This is a genomic window from Bacillus sp. FSL E2-8900 (assembly GCF_037966225.1).
GTDB classification, from domain to species: domain Bacteria; phylum Bacillota; class Bacilli; order Bacillales; family Bacillaceae_G; genus Bacillus_A; species Bacillus_A cereus.
Window position 1 is genome coordinate 2,457,847 of record NZ_CP150193.1, and the last position, 15,678, is coordinate 2,473,524.

Sequence of the window (15,678 nt, forward strand, 5' to 3'; positions counted from 1 at the left end):
GTAAATTAGTTTATCATTTTTTTATAAACAAATATATACATTAAAACTAAAAGTTGTTATTTAGTGATAATCTCTTATATACCATTTGGTTTCTATTAGTCTAAGAAACTTCAGTACATGTTGAATATTCGATTAATAAAATGTTATAGGAGTTAAATATTTTATCTTACTATTAGATTACTTGAATAAAAAGAAAACACCGAAAGTATATATAAAAGCAGGTACTTTCGGTGTTTTCTTTTTTACTATCGTGAATACATTTTCGGACATTCATCACCACTTGGCTCATAAAAACAATGGCTTTTAAACTGTCCTACAAATGGCTGATTATACCATTCAGGTGGACAAGCTCCGACTGGACGGAAATACCAAAGAGCCCATCGTGCAGGCCAGCGCCATTGACCTTGTAAAACTTTTCGTGCGATTTCTTTTTCTGATTCACGAGCGCGTTGATAAAAATATCCATATTGTACTGCTTCAAATCCGCCGGGGCTTTGATATACAGCGTCTCGTACGGTACGGAGTTGTTTAAAATCTAAGCAATCACAAAATACACGGTTTACTACAACGCATCCAACTAACTCCTCACCTTGGCGACCTTCGCCTTCAGCTTCAGCACGAATTAATCGAGCTAGTAAATCAACATCACTTTCGTTGTATGGAATAAGGGGCATAGTGATACCACCTTTCTGTTATAGTAAAGAGTGTATGTTATAAAACAATCTGCGTGCTTTTTTACATAAAAATAACATTTAATTTTAAGAGGAGCTTGTATAAAAAGAGCTAATTAGTAATAGTAGATAAATATAAAAGGGAGAGGTATTATGTATCGAATTCATAAAGACCATATTATTTACTCAATGTCACCAGAAAATAAGCCTTGTATGGAAGTGGAAATTGGGAGCAGTCTTGTATTTGAAACATATGATTGCTTTGAAAATCAAATCGATTCTGAAGATGTTGTGTTTCAAGAATTAGATTGGAACCGAATTAATCCAGCCACTGGACCTGTATATGTTAAAGGAGCAGAACCTGGCGATATATTAGCCGTAACAATTGAAAAGATTAAAATTGCAGAGCAGGGCGTTTTGACTACAGGTGCAAACCTTGGTGTAATAGGTGATGAGTTAAATGAAAATACAGTGAAAATTGTCCCAATACATAATGAACATGTTTTGTTTTCAAGTGAACTACAAATCCCGATTAATCCAATGATTGGGGTAATTGGTACTGCACCGAAAGAAGAGAGCATTTCATGTGGCACACCGCATGATCACGGCGGGAATATGGACTGTAAAGAGATTAAAGAAGGAACAACATTACTACTACCAGTTAATGTCCCAGGAGCACTATTAGCGTTAGGTGATTTACACGCAGCGATGGGTGATGGTGAAATTGGTGTTAGTGGTGTAGAGGTTGCTGGTGAGGTAACGGTGACAGTTCAAATTATAAAAGAAAAGAAATGGCCGTTACCAATGGCTATTCAAAAAGGAAAAATGATGACGATTGCTTCAGAGAAATTGTTAGATGATGCAGCAAGTCGTGCTGTACATAATATGGTAACATTTTTACATGAAGAATTAGCAGTGTCTAAAGCTGATGCAACTCTTTTATTATCGGCAGCAGGTAATTTAAAAGTTTGCCAAGTTGTGGATCCGTTGAAAACGGCGCGTATGGAATTAGGGATGGATTATGTGGAGAAACTAGGATTTACTTTTAGTAAATTTCATATTAAATAGATAAGGGACGAAAAAGGATACTTTTGTATAAAAGCATCCTTTTTTTAATTTACGGATTTTGTGAAAAGAGGTAGTATTTATTTTATATAAGTATATTTGAGATTGTGGATTAAAAAGGAGTTCAATAATGGTCAAAATTATGATTGTAGAAGACGATATGAAAATTGCAGAACTATTATCAACATATGTTGCGAAATATGGTTATCAAGGAGTTATTGTATCGGACTTTCAAAATGTATTAGACATTTTTTTAGATGAACAACCAGAGTTAGTTTTATTAGATATTAATTTACCGAGTTTTGATGGTTACTTTTGGTGTCGTCAAATTCGTGGTGTTTCTACATGTCCGATACTATTCATTTCGGCTCGTGAAGGTACGATGGATCAAGTTATGGCGTTAGAAAACGGTGGCGATGATTTTATTCCGAAGCCTTTTCATTATGAAGTTGTAGTGGCGAAAATTCGTAGTCATTTAAGACGTGCATATGGAGATTATGCACCGAAACTAGAAGAGCGAATGATTGAGCAACAAGGCCTTTGTTTATATCCTGAAAGACTTGTATTGAAACTTAGAAACGAAGAGATTGATATAACGAGAAACGAAGCTATTTTATTAGAGACATTAATGAAAAATTATCCGCGTGTTGTGAGTAGGGAAGTGTTGTTAAATAAATTATGGGATAGCGAATCTTATGTTGATGATAATACATTAAGTGTAAATACAACACGTGTGCGTAAAAAGTTACAAACGTTACATATAGAAGGTGCGATTGAAACGATTCGTAGTGTTGGATATAGATTGCATATTACTTGGGATACTGGCATAGAAAAATGATAAGGTTGTTTATACGTGATCATATACCACTTATTTGCTTTACTATAATTCAACTACTAGCTATATTTCTCGTATATTGGTTTGATGGGCATAATCATATTACAACGGCGTTATATGCAATGTTTCTAGGTGTTTTCTTTATGGGAAGTTATTTAGTGTTTCGTTATTTTACACATCGTTCTTTTTATGAGCGCTTAGCAAACCCGATGCAATCTTTGGATGAATCTGTTCAAAAATCTGATTTTGCAGCTGTATCGGCTGCTCTTCAAGAACTACTTGAGGTGCAATATCGACATTATCAAAATCAGCTGCAAATGCAAGAGAGAAAAAATAATGACCATTTAACCTTTATGAATCAGTGGATTCATCAAATGAAAACACCTTTATCTGTAATAGAATTAATTACACAGGATGAAGTAGATTCACGTTTTGAAAGTATAAATGAGGAAACTGATCGATTAAAAAAGGGATTAGAAATGGCTCTGTATGTCGCACGTTTAGAAGCATTTACACAAGATTTTTATGTAGAAAGAGTACAACTATATAAAATAGTGAATGATTCGGTACATGAGCATAAACGGTTCTTTATCCGGAATTTTGTATATCCAGAGCTTGAAATTGATAAGGACATTACAGTAGAAAGTGATGCGAAATGGTTACAATTTTTAATTGGACAAATACTATCGAATGCGATTAAATATTCATCTGGTAGTAGAGAGAAGATTAAAGTGAAAGCTTGTAAGGAAGGTAATAATGTTATACTTGAAATTTCTGATAATGGTGTAGGAATACCGAAGCAAGATTTACCAAGAGTGTTTAAACCTTTCTTTACAGGAGAAAATGGTAGAGATTTTAAAGAATCAACTGGAATGGGGCTATATCTCGTACATGAAATTACGAAGCAATTAGGACATAGTGTAGAAATCCATTCAGAAGTTGGTAAAGGTACCGTTGTACGTATTAAATTTTAAATGTGTAAAAATGACTCAGGCTAAAGAACTTTTGAAATAAGTTTTTTAGCCTTACTTTATATGGATTAAATAAAATGATATAAAAGACTGGTATGATCCTAATAAAAGGTCGTGTAAGTATGTGTAATGACACAATAATAAATAAGGCTGTTAAATGAGAGGTTTTTAATAATTTATTAATATTTAAATAGTTTTTTGTAAGAAAAAAGCTCGCCCTTTGAAAGAGCTAGCTTCATGAATTTTAATTAAGTAAACAAACTTAATAATTTATATCCAATTAATCCTAAAATAGTGATAGGAACCATCATTAAGAAAGAAGAAATTCGATTAGCATTAGAGCGTTCTAATACAAGAATCAAGATAATCCCGACTATGACTTCGGTATATCCAACAGGTAACATGTGACTATAGTCTTCAAAATTTAAAAGAATGTGAAGTCCATCCGTTACAAAAACGCCACTAATAAGCGCGCTTCCGAATTTATGAAGTGGATCCGTAGTATCTTTCCATAGAAAACCTGCAACTCCAAAGATAGTTCCTCCTATACATGCACATACAATCCATACGGATATAAAATAAATAGAGTGAGCTACATTTTTAATAACTATTGCATAACCATAGTAGCCTAATACCATACCGAGTAGTGCAAGGATACCAGAAAGTATAGCTGTACGCTTAGAATAACTAAAGCTAGCCACAAAAAAGGATGGAACTAACCAAACGCTTCCTAGATTAGCTAATGAATTCCAATGTCCAGGAAGTATACCTTGCCCCAATTTAGTTAGTATACCAACAATTATCCCTACTATAATCGGGACGAGAAAAATCCTTAAAAACATATTTAACTTTGTGATTTTTAATGTCCTGTCCATAAATTCAATCCTTACATTAATATTTTCTGTAAAGATATAATAGCTTATTACAAGGGAATAATCAATAAAAATTTATCGAAAAACAATAAGTTGTTATTGGATAATGAATAACATTTTGTTTTTATACAAAATTTATCCCGCTTTAATGGGCAGTAAGACCCCCACCTCAAAATTCAGCGAAAGCAAAGAAATTAGGTGGGGGTCGGGCTGCCCATTAAAGTCCGATTGGTTCAACTAATAATCAGTGGGGGTGAAGAACCCCCCCACTGATTAAAGTTTCACTTTATATAATAGAGAGTGCTTAGAAGTTTACTACTGGGGAAATCTAAAAGACGTATTACAATCAATGTAACTTGTGCTTATTCAACATGAAGTTAAGGAATGATAAATAAACCTAAAAGAAAGCAATCTTTTTAACAGCACATATAATTGCATTTACTCATACAGTACTAGTATGGTACAATATGGTTATTAACGACGGAAAGGAATGATGGGTGGACGATGATTAACTAATCTTATTTTTAAATGTTGAAATTCAATAAATTTCAATTTCTAAAAAATAGGATTAGTCTGCCCAATTTCCATACAACGGTATTGCTATTTATATTGCGCAATAGCTTATTTGGGTATAAATAATGTAATGACTAATCCTGCCAAATTTATTTGGGAGGATTTTTTATTCTCCCTTAATGAAAGGGATCGGTATTTATGAAAGAACTATTAAAATTAAATGATGTTTATGTTGAAATAAAAGAAAATATGTTGTTAGAGAAAATGAATGTGACAGTAAAACAAGGGGATGTTATCGGATTAATCGGTAAAAATGGTGCTGGTAAATCAACGTTACTTCAATTAATAAATGGGAAGATTGAACCTTCAAAAGGTACTGTTGAATGGATGCAAATGAATATGACAACAGCATATGTTGAGCAAGAAATAGAATCTTTTATTAGTAATGATGTAATTGCAAAAGAAGCAGAACTTCTTGCGAAATGGGGCGTGCCAACGAACGATTTTCATACTTTAAGTGGTGGTGAAAAGCTGAAAATTCGATTAGCAAAAGGATTTGCTGAAAATCCTAATGTCTTAATATTAGACGAACCGACAAATCATTTAGATGAGATCAGTACGGGATTTCTCATTAAACAAATAAAAAACATGAAAGGTACAGTTATCGTTGTATCGCATGATCGATATTTTTTAGATGTTGTCGCAACAAAAATATGGTCAATTGAGGACAAAAAATTAATTGAGCATAGTGGTAATTATACGAGCTACATGAAAGCACGTGAGAAAAAAAGAAAGTCGCAGCAGCGTGAATATGAAAAGCAGCAAAAAAAGATAGAACAAGTAGAAACACATATAAAAGAATTGAGTTCATGGTCACAAAAGGCACACGCGCAGTCTACAAAACAAGAAGGTGTGAAAGAATTCTATCGTGTAAAAGCGAAGCGAATGGATGCACAAGTGAAGTCAAAACGAAAACGACTTGAAAAAGAGCTGGAGAAAGCGAAAGTAGAACGTGTGAAAGAAGAGTATTCAGTTGAGTTTTCTATTCAAGCGAACAAAAAAGTAGGAAAACGTTTTTTAGAAGTGAAGCAATTAAAAAAAGACTTTCATGGGAAAGTATTATTTGAAAACGTTAATTTTACAATTCAGCACGGTGAGAAAGTTGCGATTGTTGGACCAAACGGTAGTGGGAAAACAACATTACTGAAGATGATTATGGGAACGGAAACTGCTGAAGGAGAAATATGGATTTCACCATCTGCGAACATCGGCTATTTAACACAAGAAGTTTTTGATTTACCGCTTGATAAAACACCAGAAAATTTATTTTTTAAAGAGACGTTTGAAGAAAGAGGAAAAGTCCAAAATTTAATGAAACATTTAGGGTTCCAAGCTTCTCAATGGAAAGAGCCGATTGAGCATATGAGTATGGGAGAAAGAGTAAAATGTAAGCTAATGGCTTATATTTTAGATGAAAAAGATGTACTCATTTTAGACGAACCGACGAATCACTTGGATCTACCTTCACGTGAACAACTTGAAAATACATTAGCTGAGTATAACGGAACATTAGTAATTGTATCTCACGATCGATATTTTTTGGAGAAAACAACTAACACAAAACTCGTGTTTTCAAACAATACGATACAAAAGCAGCTAGAAGAACCTACGAAAACAAGAGATGATATTGAAGAGCTACGTTTAACGTTAGAAACAGAGAGACAAGAAGTATTAGGGAAATTAAGCTTTTTAACTTCTAACGACAAAGAATATAAAGCACTGGATGAACGGTTTATGGAACTTACGAAGCAGATTAAGGCACTATAATGTATTTGTAAGCGTGATTAAGGGGGATGGTTACATTCCCATCAAGCTAATCAAGTAAATTACTAGATACGAAATGCTTCTTGTTTCAAAACTAGTAAGTGATAAAAAAGTAGGCATGCTAAAGAAGCCTATTAAAAAGTGATTTTTCGCTAGGCAGCTTGTCTATGCTTCACCGTCGTGTTATACACAATCCCTAGAATATCAAAGACGGTCATATTCTTATGTCTATGACATTTACGACCGTTCTTTTTGAGCAGTTGATAAAGGCGATGCAGAATTTTTAAAAGTTCTTCTGTGCCAACCGCTATCGCTTGAAACAGTAAAGGAAAGTAATCTTTAATCATATAAATCGCTTTGTATTCACTCAGTTCCTGCTTTTTCTTTTCAAGCAGAAACTGTCGCATTTGAAACATTGTAGAAGAACAAAGGAGAATGCCTATGAGTTGCCCATATAAATGACACTCTAGGTGTTCTCTTTTTATATTTTTACATTCATCAATTTCAAAGAATGACTTCCGCGTTTTAAACAAAATTTCAATCTGCCAACGAAGTGAATATAATGAATGCACGTAGTTCGTCGGTACTTCTTCTAGCGACGTGTTCGTGATATATACATTCATGCATGCTCATTAAACGTTTACTTTTATCCTTCATGACAATGCCTTTCTTCTTTTAACGTATTTCTTGGTTTTTCAGACGTATTTGCGTTTGATCATCGGTTAAACGATGGATAATAACACGTGCTGGAAGTTTCTGATTTTGACCAATGTATGCCTCGGGGATTTCCATCGTTTCACCAGGGATTAGACCAGACAGCATTTGTGTCATATCAAGCTGGATGTATTCCGTTTGCTTTTTTAACGTACCATTATTGTAATATTGGCTTACGTTAAGCTTGTGAAAAAAATATATTCATGTATAATACAATTGATGTATGATACATTAGTTGTAGGAGGGTGACCTATTTGAAAAGAGAAGATGCCTTAAAACTAAGAACAGATATTAAGAAAATGATTATAATAACTGGGGTTTTTGAATCTCAAAATTTGCCCAATGGGCCATTTGAAAAACCTTTACCAACTTCTCAAATGATGGCGTTAGAGGAACTAGAGGTGGAAAAATTAACTGTTTGGCAACTATCCAATAAACTTAGATTAGAGACTTCAACTGTAAGTAGATTGGTAGATAAGTTGGTAAAAATGGGGCTTATTTATCGTGAAGTAAATGAAAAAAATAGAAGAGAACTTTTTCTGCACCTCACAGAAAAAGGTCACATAACTGTTAATTGCTTAAGAGAGCAATCCATTACATTTTATCAAAGTATTCTCAATAATTTATCAGAATCAGAACAAAAAATAGTTGTGGATGGTTTTGAATTATTTATTGATTCTATTTCTAAGTCTTTTGATTAGAGTGAGGTAAATCATAACATTTGGAGGGTAAAATGAGTTTGGATTTTGAACGTCCTATTATTGAATTAAAAGAGAAATTTGATGAATTAAAGAAAATTATGAAAGAAAATAATGTAGATTTATCGCCAGAAATTCATGTATTAGAAAAACGTTTAAATAAAATGCAAGATAAAATTCATTCTAATATTACACCTTTTCAACGAGTTCAAATTGCAAGGCTACGTAACCGGCCCACGACATTGGACTATATACCTTTATTGTTTACAAACTTTCTCGAACTTCATGGTGATCGATTATATGGTGATGATAAAGCAATGATAGGTGGTATTGCAAAATTTAAAGGGATGCCCGTTACGGTTATTGGTCATCAAAGAGGTAGAAATACAAAGGAAAATATAGAAAGAAATTTTGGAATGGCACATCCAGAAGGTTATAGAAAAGCGCTAAGACTTATGAAACAAGCTGATAAATTTAATCGCCCTATTATTACATTTATTGATACAATAGGCGCCTATCCAGGGAAAGGGTCTGAAGAACGTGGAATTTCTGAAGCGATAGCTCGAAATCTATTTGAAATGGCTACACTTAAAGTGCCAATTGTTTGTATTGTAATTGGAGAGGCATCAAGTGGTGGAGCTCTTGGCATTAGTGTCGGTAACCATATCCATATGTTAGAGTATTCATGGTACTCGGTAATTTCGCCAGAAGGAGCAGCATCTATCCTATGGAAGGACGCTAAGTATGCTCCAGAAGCTGCTGAACATATGAAAATTTCAGCAAAAGATTTAAAACATTTAGGAATTATTGATGAAATCATTCCTGAAATTAAAGGTGGAGCACAAAATGATATAAAATCACAGGCAAAAGTGATTGAATCTGTAATCGAATCATCTCTGAAAAAATTGATACTATTATCCTCGGAAGAGCTTATACAACAGCGATATGAAAAGTATAGACAAATAGAGAATTATAAATGAAAATATTTAAAGTCCGTATTACATTTCGGAGGATTCTCGCGAAAAAATTTTAAATATTTCGTAATCAGCTTCTTAAACTGGGATATGCTGATACTATTACTCTACAAAAGGTGTGTGATCGGTATGGAAAAGGAAAATTTGTTCAAATGGATGCATTATCACATACCCATCAACTTAAGAAATTGATTGTTCCCGAAAACGAAAAAATGAGCTGAATTCTCATAAATAACTGTAAAAAGGTGAAAATTTCGGTATGGGGGTATCTCAAAAGCTTAGGTTGATGGCAATGGGGGATGGTCATGGAAATAGAAAATTCCGCTAAGTTATTTAGGCTAGATTGTGGTGAAATTTACTTACAAGAGTTTTCCACTAAAGATGCAGAGAGTATTTATAACATATCCAATCAACCAGAAATAGAAAAGTTTTTACCAGACTGGAAATCAACAAAAGAACAAAGGGTTAATTGGGTTGTAAATTATGAAATACCAGAAAATAGAGCGTTTCTTCATGCAGTGAGAACTACGACTAACATAGATGATCACATATTAAGACTAGGAATATTTAAGAAAACCACAAATGAATTTATTGGATGGTGCTGCACAGGTATGAAAGAAGAACTCTCTTCACCAAACAGAGAGATAATGTATGCTATCTCAAATGAACATCAAAATCATGGCTATGCTACAAAAGCGACTAAAGGTTTAATTGACTTTTTGTTTAAAGAAACAAATTTAAATGTCCTTAACGCAATTGCTTTAATTAACAATGTAGCATCAAATAAAGTTATTGAAAAATGTGGGTTTATTTATAAGAGCCAACAGAGGATAGAAAATCAAATATATAATCATTATATATTGAGAAAATCTGAGTGGATAAAAATATAACGTTGGGTAGTAAAAGACCGATAAAGCAATCGGTCTTTTCTCATTTATATAATAAAGGTTTCATATACTTTGTATTTCCTGCTACTATACAATTATTATAAGATAGTTATGCGTTAATTTCAGTTTAAAAAAAGTTTTATTATCAGTTTTTTTAGAAATCTTACAAGCGTGTAAGATAAATGAAAGACGAATCAATATGAGCTGTAAGACAATTCATTTACACTCTGTTATGAGACGTGCAAATGAAGGGAGAATATACATGGAAATTTTACATGCAAAAAGTATTAGTAAAGTATATAAAGGGAAAGTACCTTATAAAGCATTAGTTGATATTGATTTATCAATTCAAGAAGGTGAATTTGTAGGGATTATGGGGCCATCTGGTAGTGGAAAAACAACGTTATTAAATATGGTATCTACTATTGATTCTCCATCATCGGGAGAAATTTTAATAAATGGCACAAATCCTTTCCAATTATCATCAGAAGATTTAGCGTTATTCCGCAGAAAACAATTAGGATTTGTTTTTCAATCATTTAATCTTCTTAGCACACTTACTGTAAAAGAAAACATCGTATTGCCGATGACTTTAGATGGTGTTTCCGTGCAAGAAATGAACAAGCGATTGGAAGAGATTGCAGAGAAGTTAAATATTACAGATATCTTGAATAAAAGAACATTTGAAATATCAGGGGGACAAGCTCAAAGAACAGCAATCGCTCGTGCGATCGTTCATAAGCCGCAATTATTACTTGCAGATGAACCAACAGGGAACTTGGACTCTAAATCTTCAAATGATGTAATGGAGATGCTTGATACTCTTAATAAAGAAGAAAAAGCAACGATGATGTTAGTTACACATGATCCGTATGCAGCGAGCTTTTGCAGCCGAGTAATCTTTATTAAAGATGGTCAACTATATAACGAAATTTATTGTGGTGAAAGCAGACAAGCCTTTTATCAAAAGATTATGGATGTTCTTTCTTTGTTAGGAGGGAAAAGGCATGACTTTTCGTCAGTTCGCATTTAATAATATTTTTCGTAATAAGCGTACATATGCTGCCCATTTTTTAAGTAGTACATTTTCTATTATGGTTTTCTTTACGTATGCTCTTTTATTATTTCATCCTGATTTACAAGGGGAATTAAAATCAACAAGTGCAACAATGAGTGCATATGGTACGATGGGATTTACAATTTCGCAAGGTTTGATTTTTGTATTTTCATTTTTCTTTATTTTATATTCAGTTAGTTCATTTTTAAAAACTCGTAAGAAAGAATTTGGCATATTAATGATGCAAGGTATGTCAATGAGACAGTTTAAGAAATTATTATTAATTGAAAATATGTTGATTGGACTTGGTTCAATTTGTATAGGGATTTTCATTGGACTCATATTTTCTAAACTAGTTTTATTGATAAGCGCAAGTGTATTAATGATTAATAATGGTTTGCCTTTTTATACACCAGTGAAGGCTGTATTATTAACAGTTATCACTTTTCTTTTCTTATTTTTCATTGTTTCACTATTTACATTTAAAATGGTAAAAATAACGGAACTTGTCGAACTTATTCGAGCAGAGGAAAAACCAAAACCTGAACCGAAATCTTCAATTTTATTATCACTGCTTTCTTTAATTAGTATAGGATATGGATATTTCTCAGTATTTCGCTTTATTTCAAGTTCCAGTTTTACTACACTTGGAATGGGTGTCTTACTAGTAATTATAGGAACGTACTTTTTATATACACAGTGTAGCGTTTATATATTACATCTTGCTAAAAGGAGAGAATCTTTCTTTTTAAAAAGAACAAATATATTAACGTTTTCTGAATTAATTTACCGTATGAAAGATAATGCAACGATGTTTTTTATTGTATCTATTATTTCAGCAGTTGCATTTACAGCTATTGGTACAACAGCTGCTATTGGTAATAGAAATTTAGTGTGGATGACAAACCCATATACATTTCTGTATGAAAGCTCTGAAAACAACAAATTGGTAGATAAACATCTCTCTATTATAAAAAAACATCTCTTGGATGCAAATATTCCGTATCGAATGGCTTCATCTTCAAGTAAATTTACAGAAAGTAACGTAAATGTATTGAAATTAAGTGAATATAACGAACTTACGAGAGCACTCGGGTACCAACATGAAACGATTGAAAAAGAAGATGAAATTTTACTAATCCCTGGGAGGGTGTCACAAAAGCAAGAATTTAAAAATGGTGACTACAAAAAAAATATTGAAGTCATTCAAGGAGATTGGACAAAGACATTTCGTGTGAAGAAAACTGTAGAGAATTTAGTTTTACCACATGATTCTAGTAGTATTTATATTGCTGTTCAAGATCATGTGTATGATGAAATTCCTCTGACGAGTAATCCAGAGGATGAAGATATTCAACATCGTACTTACGGATTTGTTGTAGATGATTGGATAAGAACGAAAGAGATTTCAAATCAATTAAAAAGTATATTCGATAAAGATCTTAGAGACAGTGATTTCTACTTTGAAGCTTTAACATTAAACTTGTTGGAGGCAAAGCAAAAGAATGGTTTATTACTTATGGCAAGTGTTTTAGTCGGAATCGTTTTCTTTACATTTGCTGCTAGTTTTATTTATTTCCGATTATACACTGATTTGGACCGTGATCAACAACAATATAAAATGATTTCGAAAATGGGATTAAGTAAACAAGAGTTAAAAAAAGTTGTAACGAGACAGTTATTATTAATGTTCTTCTTACCGATTGCTGTTGCGGTGATTCATACTGTAGTAGCGTATACGGCACTGCAACAATTAGTTAGTTTTTCTATTTTAAATAGCTCGATTTTTATTTTAATTTCATTTATATGTATACAAGTTTTATATTTCTTTATTACTCGTTGGCGTTACCTACAAAAGCTTTATAAGACTATGGAGCAATAAAGGATATCAACTAATAAAATTCCAGAAAAGCATGTAAAAAATGATATGAATTATGAAAGGAACCGTGATGAAAAGAACTTTAACTATTTTTATGTTAACTATAATACTTTTAATAAGCTTTAGTTCATGCTCTAAAAAGGATAACTCATTTCCTGCAAACGGTGTATTAATTATTGGAGATGAAAATAATATTTCACCAATTATTAATCGTTATAAGGAAATTACGAAAGAAAATGAAGTGTTTTCTGTGAAAAAAGGTGAAGTTGGAAATGGACATGTATTAATTTTAAATGAATCTACAGCACTAGCACTGATTAAAGAAAAAATTTTTCATAAACGAGGTAATGGCTCCAATTATATTTTAGATACGTTACCAAAATTCCCAAAAGAAGGATCACTATTGTTTACAAATGAAGACGAAAAGAATATGAAAAGTATTAAAATAGAAGGAAATGAGATTCCTGTTACATACGATAGTGACACTTGGATAGGAAACACTCGTAAATATCCAACGCAATCGTATGTGATTGTAGCAAAAAATAGCGTATATAAGGAAATAAAAGCAAATGAAACGAAAATGCACCTTCTTCAATTAAAGAAATCTCTAGGTGATGAAAGACCTAAAATGTCGACAGATAATACAATGGTTAATGAAAATGTCAAAGTAAAAAAGCTAATTAAAGGTTTGGAAGGAGAAGTATCTTTTCAATTTGTAACGATTGGCGAAAAACCTTAAAAAAGAGTTCGGAGTTGATAAAAATTTCATCAGCTTCGAACTCTTTTTAGTTTATAGACAAATCAATTATTATGCTTTACATTACTTCATTTAATCGAGTCTCGTTTGTTTCCTCAATCCCATTTGAATTTTGAACTGAATTATTTTGGGCTTCTTTTTCTTTACGAGCCTTTTGTAGCATTTCAAGGATGATCCATAAGGGAACACCTTTATCCTTTAACATCTTCCATAAATCTAATTCATTAAATTTATGCTCAGGCTGTTTCATTTCTTTTTCAGATAAACGAATATCAAACTTGATAGGATCATTTATTTTCTTACTTTCAAGTTTAGTAGAAGAGATAGTATTATGCTCAAGATTAGATGGAGTTATTTTAGTAGGTTGAGACAATGTATGAATATTTGATCCGATTTGCATGATTTTTCCTCCTTTTCAAGCAATGAGATTAGTTTTCTTATGGTTTTTAAATCTTTTTAACATGAGGAAACTATATCTAATTATAAATCTAAATAAATAGATTTACAAGTTGTATTGTAAAAAGTAAATATTTACTTGAATTAATATTTATCAACATTTGTATATGTTTTCTATATATACAACGTATATAAAATACTTTACATTATGTTTAAGTTGTTAAATTATTCTGTTATTTTTTCGAAAAGAAAAATGTAAACGTTTTATTAGGGGGAGAAAGTATGGGGAAGTTATTTTTAAAAATATGTTTTTTTGCATTAGTGACCGTATGTTCATTCGCAGCGAAAATATCATACGCTGAAGAGAGGCAACAAAATAATTATCCTATCATATTGGTGAATGGATTTGCTGGATGGGGTAGAGAAGAAATGCTTGGCGTAAAATATTGGGGTGGTGTTCATGATATACAGGAAGATTTGAAACGAAATGGTTATACGGTACATACCGCAGCTGTTGGACCTGTTTCTAGTAACTGGGATCGTGCATGTGAATTGTATGCACAAATTAGCGGTGGGACAGTAGACTATGGTGCAGTCCATGCTGAGAAACATGGACATAATCGTTTTGGCAGAACTTATAGTGGTTTTGCGCCGAATTGGAGTGAAACAAATAAAGTTCATTTAGTTGGACATAGCATGGGTGGACAAACGATTAGAACATTAGTACAGCTATTAAAAGAAGGTAGTTTTGAAGAAAAGAATTATGTGAAAAATCACCCAGACACCAAAATATCACCACTATTTGAAGGCGGAAAATCATACGTTCATAGTGTTACAACATTAGCAACCCCTCACAACGGTACAACACTTGCGGATGGTAGTCTTCTACTGCCGTTCGTTAAAGATTTACTCATTACAGCTGCAAGCTTTGGAGGAAACAATAATTTATCATTATATGATTTTAAATTGGATCAATGGGGTATAAAGAAGAATGCTGGAGAGTCCTTTTTCGAATATAGTAATCGTATTCTAAATAGTTCACTTTGGAAAAATACAAAAGATATAAGTCAATGGGACTTAAGTACAGATGGTGCAAAGGAGTTAAATAATTGGGTAAAGACGCAACCAGATGTGTATTATTTATCCTATAGTGGACATGCATCACAAGCAGCACCTATAACAGGTTTACATTTGCCTCATATAACGATGAATAAAGTGTTGATGGGGAATGCATTTTTCTTAGGTTCTTATGCGAGATATGAAGAAAACCGTCCGTTAGTTGATACTTCTTGGTGGCAAAATGATGGTGTAGTAAATACGAATTCTATGATTGCACCATCTTCTAATGTTGCTGTAAATAATAATGGGTCATTACAGATTGGAAAATGGAATCATATCGAAACGAAAGCGAATTGGGATCATCTCGATATGGTAGGATTAAGTGTTTCAGACTCATTAGGTTTTTCTAGCATTCAAGAGTTTTATAGAACAATTGCTGAAAAGCTATCACGTTTACCGAAATAGGTAATAATAAAGCGCTCTCGATGGAATTCGAGAGCGCTTTA

14 protein-coding genes and 1 pseudogene are annotated in these 15,678 nt (G+C 32.7%); 11 read left to right on the forward strand and 4 right to left on the reverse strand.

The genetic code is table 11. From position 1 onward, the window contains the following. Window positions 1-245: 245 nt before the first annotated feature. On the reverse strand, window positions 246-674 hold the full coding sequence (locus NST90_RS12560) for a cell wall hydrolase (protein ID WP_001128402.1): 429 nt from the start codon (window positions 672-674) through the stop codon (window positions 246-248). A 150-nt stretch (window positions 675-824) separates the two neighbouring features. Here NST90_RS12560 and NST90_RS12565 point away from each other — a divergent pair, with 150 nt between their 5' ends. From NST90_RS12565 to NST90_RS12575, 3 genes are all read left to right on the forward strand, one after another. Then, window positions 825-1,739, forward strand: a complete 915-nt coding sequence (locus NST90_RS12565) for an acetamidase/formamidase family protein (RefSeq protein WP_000285661.1) — start codon at window positions 825-827, stop codon at window positions 1,737-1,739. A 127-nt stretch (window positions 1,740-1,866) separates the two neighbouring features. After that, window positions 1,867-2,574 carry a response regulator transcription factor gene (locus tag NST90_RS12570; RefSeq protein WP_000239007.1) on the forward strand — a complete coding sequence of 236 codons (708 nt, stop codon included), beginning with the start codon at window positions 1,867-1,869 and terminating at the stop codon, window positions 2,572-2,574. Beyond that, window positions 2,571-3,545 carry a sensor histidine kinase gene (locus NST90_RS12575; protein WP_033692331.1) on the forward strand — a complete coding sequence of 325 codons (975 nt, stop codon included), beginning with the start codon at window positions 2,571-2,573 and terminating at the stop codon, window positions 3,543-3,545. Before NST90_RS12570 ends, NST90_RS12575 begins: the two co-directional genes overlap by 4 nt. A 245-nt stretch (window positions 3,546-3,790) precedes the next feature. On the opposite strand, the gene NST90_RS12580 is transcribed toward NST90_RS12575, so the two are convergent. Then, window positions 3,791-4,417, reverse strand: coding sequence for a DUF6518 family protein (locus NST90_RS12580; protein ID WP_000376271.1), 627 nt, complete (start codon window positions 4,415-4,417; stop codon window positions 3,791-3,793). A 708-nt stretch (window positions 4,418-5,125) separates the two neighbouring features. On the opposite strand from NST90_RS12580, the gene abc-f reads away from it, so the two are divergent. Beyond that, on the forward strand, window positions 5,126-6,754 hold the full coding sequence (abc-f, locus tag NST90_RS12585) for an ABC-F type ribosomal protection protein (RefSeq protein WP_016122570.1): 1,629 nt from the start codon (window positions 5,126-5,128) through the stop codon (window positions 6,752-6,754). Between the two features lie 149 nt (window positions 6,755-6,903). On the opposite strand, the pseudogene NST90_RS12590 reads toward abc-f, so the two are convergent. Next, window positions 6,904-7,636 (reverse strand): annotated as a pseudogene (locus tag NST90_RS12590) (transposase); the annotation flags it as partial. 83 nt (window positions 7,637-7,719) lie between these two features. Here NST90_RS12590 and NST90_RS12595 point away from each other — a divergent pair. From NST90_RS12595 to NST90_RS12620, 6 genes are all read left to right on the forward strand, one after another. Then, window positions 7,720-8,166 carry a MarR family transcriptional regulator gene (locus NST90_RS12595; RefSeq protein ID WP_046392712.1) on the forward strand — a complete coding sequence of 149 codons (447 nt, stop codon included), beginning with the start codon at window positions 7,720-7,722 and terminating at the stop codon, window positions 8,164-8,166. Between the two features lie 32 nt (window positions 8,167-8,198). Beyond that, window positions 8,199-9,143: an acetyl-CoA carboxylase carboxyltransferase subunit alpha gene (locus NST90_RS12600; protein ID WP_000050722.1), complete on the forward strand. Its 945-nt coding sequence runs from the start codon at window positions 8,199-8,201 to the stop codon at window positions 9,141-9,143. 299 nt (window positions 9,144-9,442) lie between these two features. Then, on the forward strand, window positions 9,443-10,027 hold the full coding sequence (locus tag NST90_RS12605) for a GNAT family N-acetyltransferase (RefSeq protein WP_046392714.1): 585 nt from the start codon (window positions 9,443-9,445) through the stop codon (window positions 10,025-10,027). 259 nt (window positions 10,028-10,286) lie between these two features. Next, window positions 10,287-11,057 (forward strand): ABC transporter ATP-binding protein, encoded by a 771-nt coding sequence (locus NST90_RS12610; RefSeq protein ID WP_000404282.1) that lies wholly within the window; start codon window positions 10,287-10,289, stop codon window positions 11,055-11,057. Next, window positions 11,032-12,963: an ABC transporter permease gene (locus NST90_RS12615; RefSeq protein WP_048558494.1), complete on the forward strand. Its 1,932-nt coding sequence runs from the start codon at window positions 11,032-11,034 to the stop codon at window positions 12,961-12,963. Before NST90_RS12610 ends, NST90_RS12615 begins: the two co-directional genes overlap by 26 nt. Window positions 12,964-13,030: 67 nt before the next feature. Then, window positions 13,031-13,699 carry a lipoprotein BA_5634 family protein gene (locus NST90_RS12620; RefSeq protein ID WP_000831682.1) on the forward strand — a complete coding sequence of 223 codons (669 nt, stop codon included), beginning with the start codon at window positions 13,031-13,033 and terminating at the stop codon, window positions 13,697-13,699. A 76-nt stretch (window positions 13,700-13,775) separates the two neighbouring features. Here the strand turns inward: NST90_RS12620 and NST90_RS12625 are convergent, their stop codons facing one another. After that, window positions 13,776-14,117 carry a DUF3914 domain-containing protein gene (locus NST90_RS12625; RefSeq protein WP_001165493.1) on the reverse strand — a complete coding sequence of 114 codons (342 nt, stop codon included), beginning with the start codon at window positions 14,115-14,117 and terminating at the stop codon, window positions 13,776-13,778. A 278-nt stretch (window positions 14,118-14,395) separates the two neighbouring features. Here NST90_RS12625 and NST90_RS12630 point away from each other — a divergent pair, with 278 nt between their 5' ends. Continuing rightward, window positions 14,396-15,637 carry a lipase gene (locus tag NST90_RS12630; protein ID WP_046392716.1) on the forward strand — a complete coding sequence of 414 codons (1,242 nt, stop codon included), beginning with the start codon at window positions 14,396-14,398 and terminating at the stop codon, window positions 15,635-15,637. Window positions 15,638-15,678: the final 41 nt, after the last annotated feature.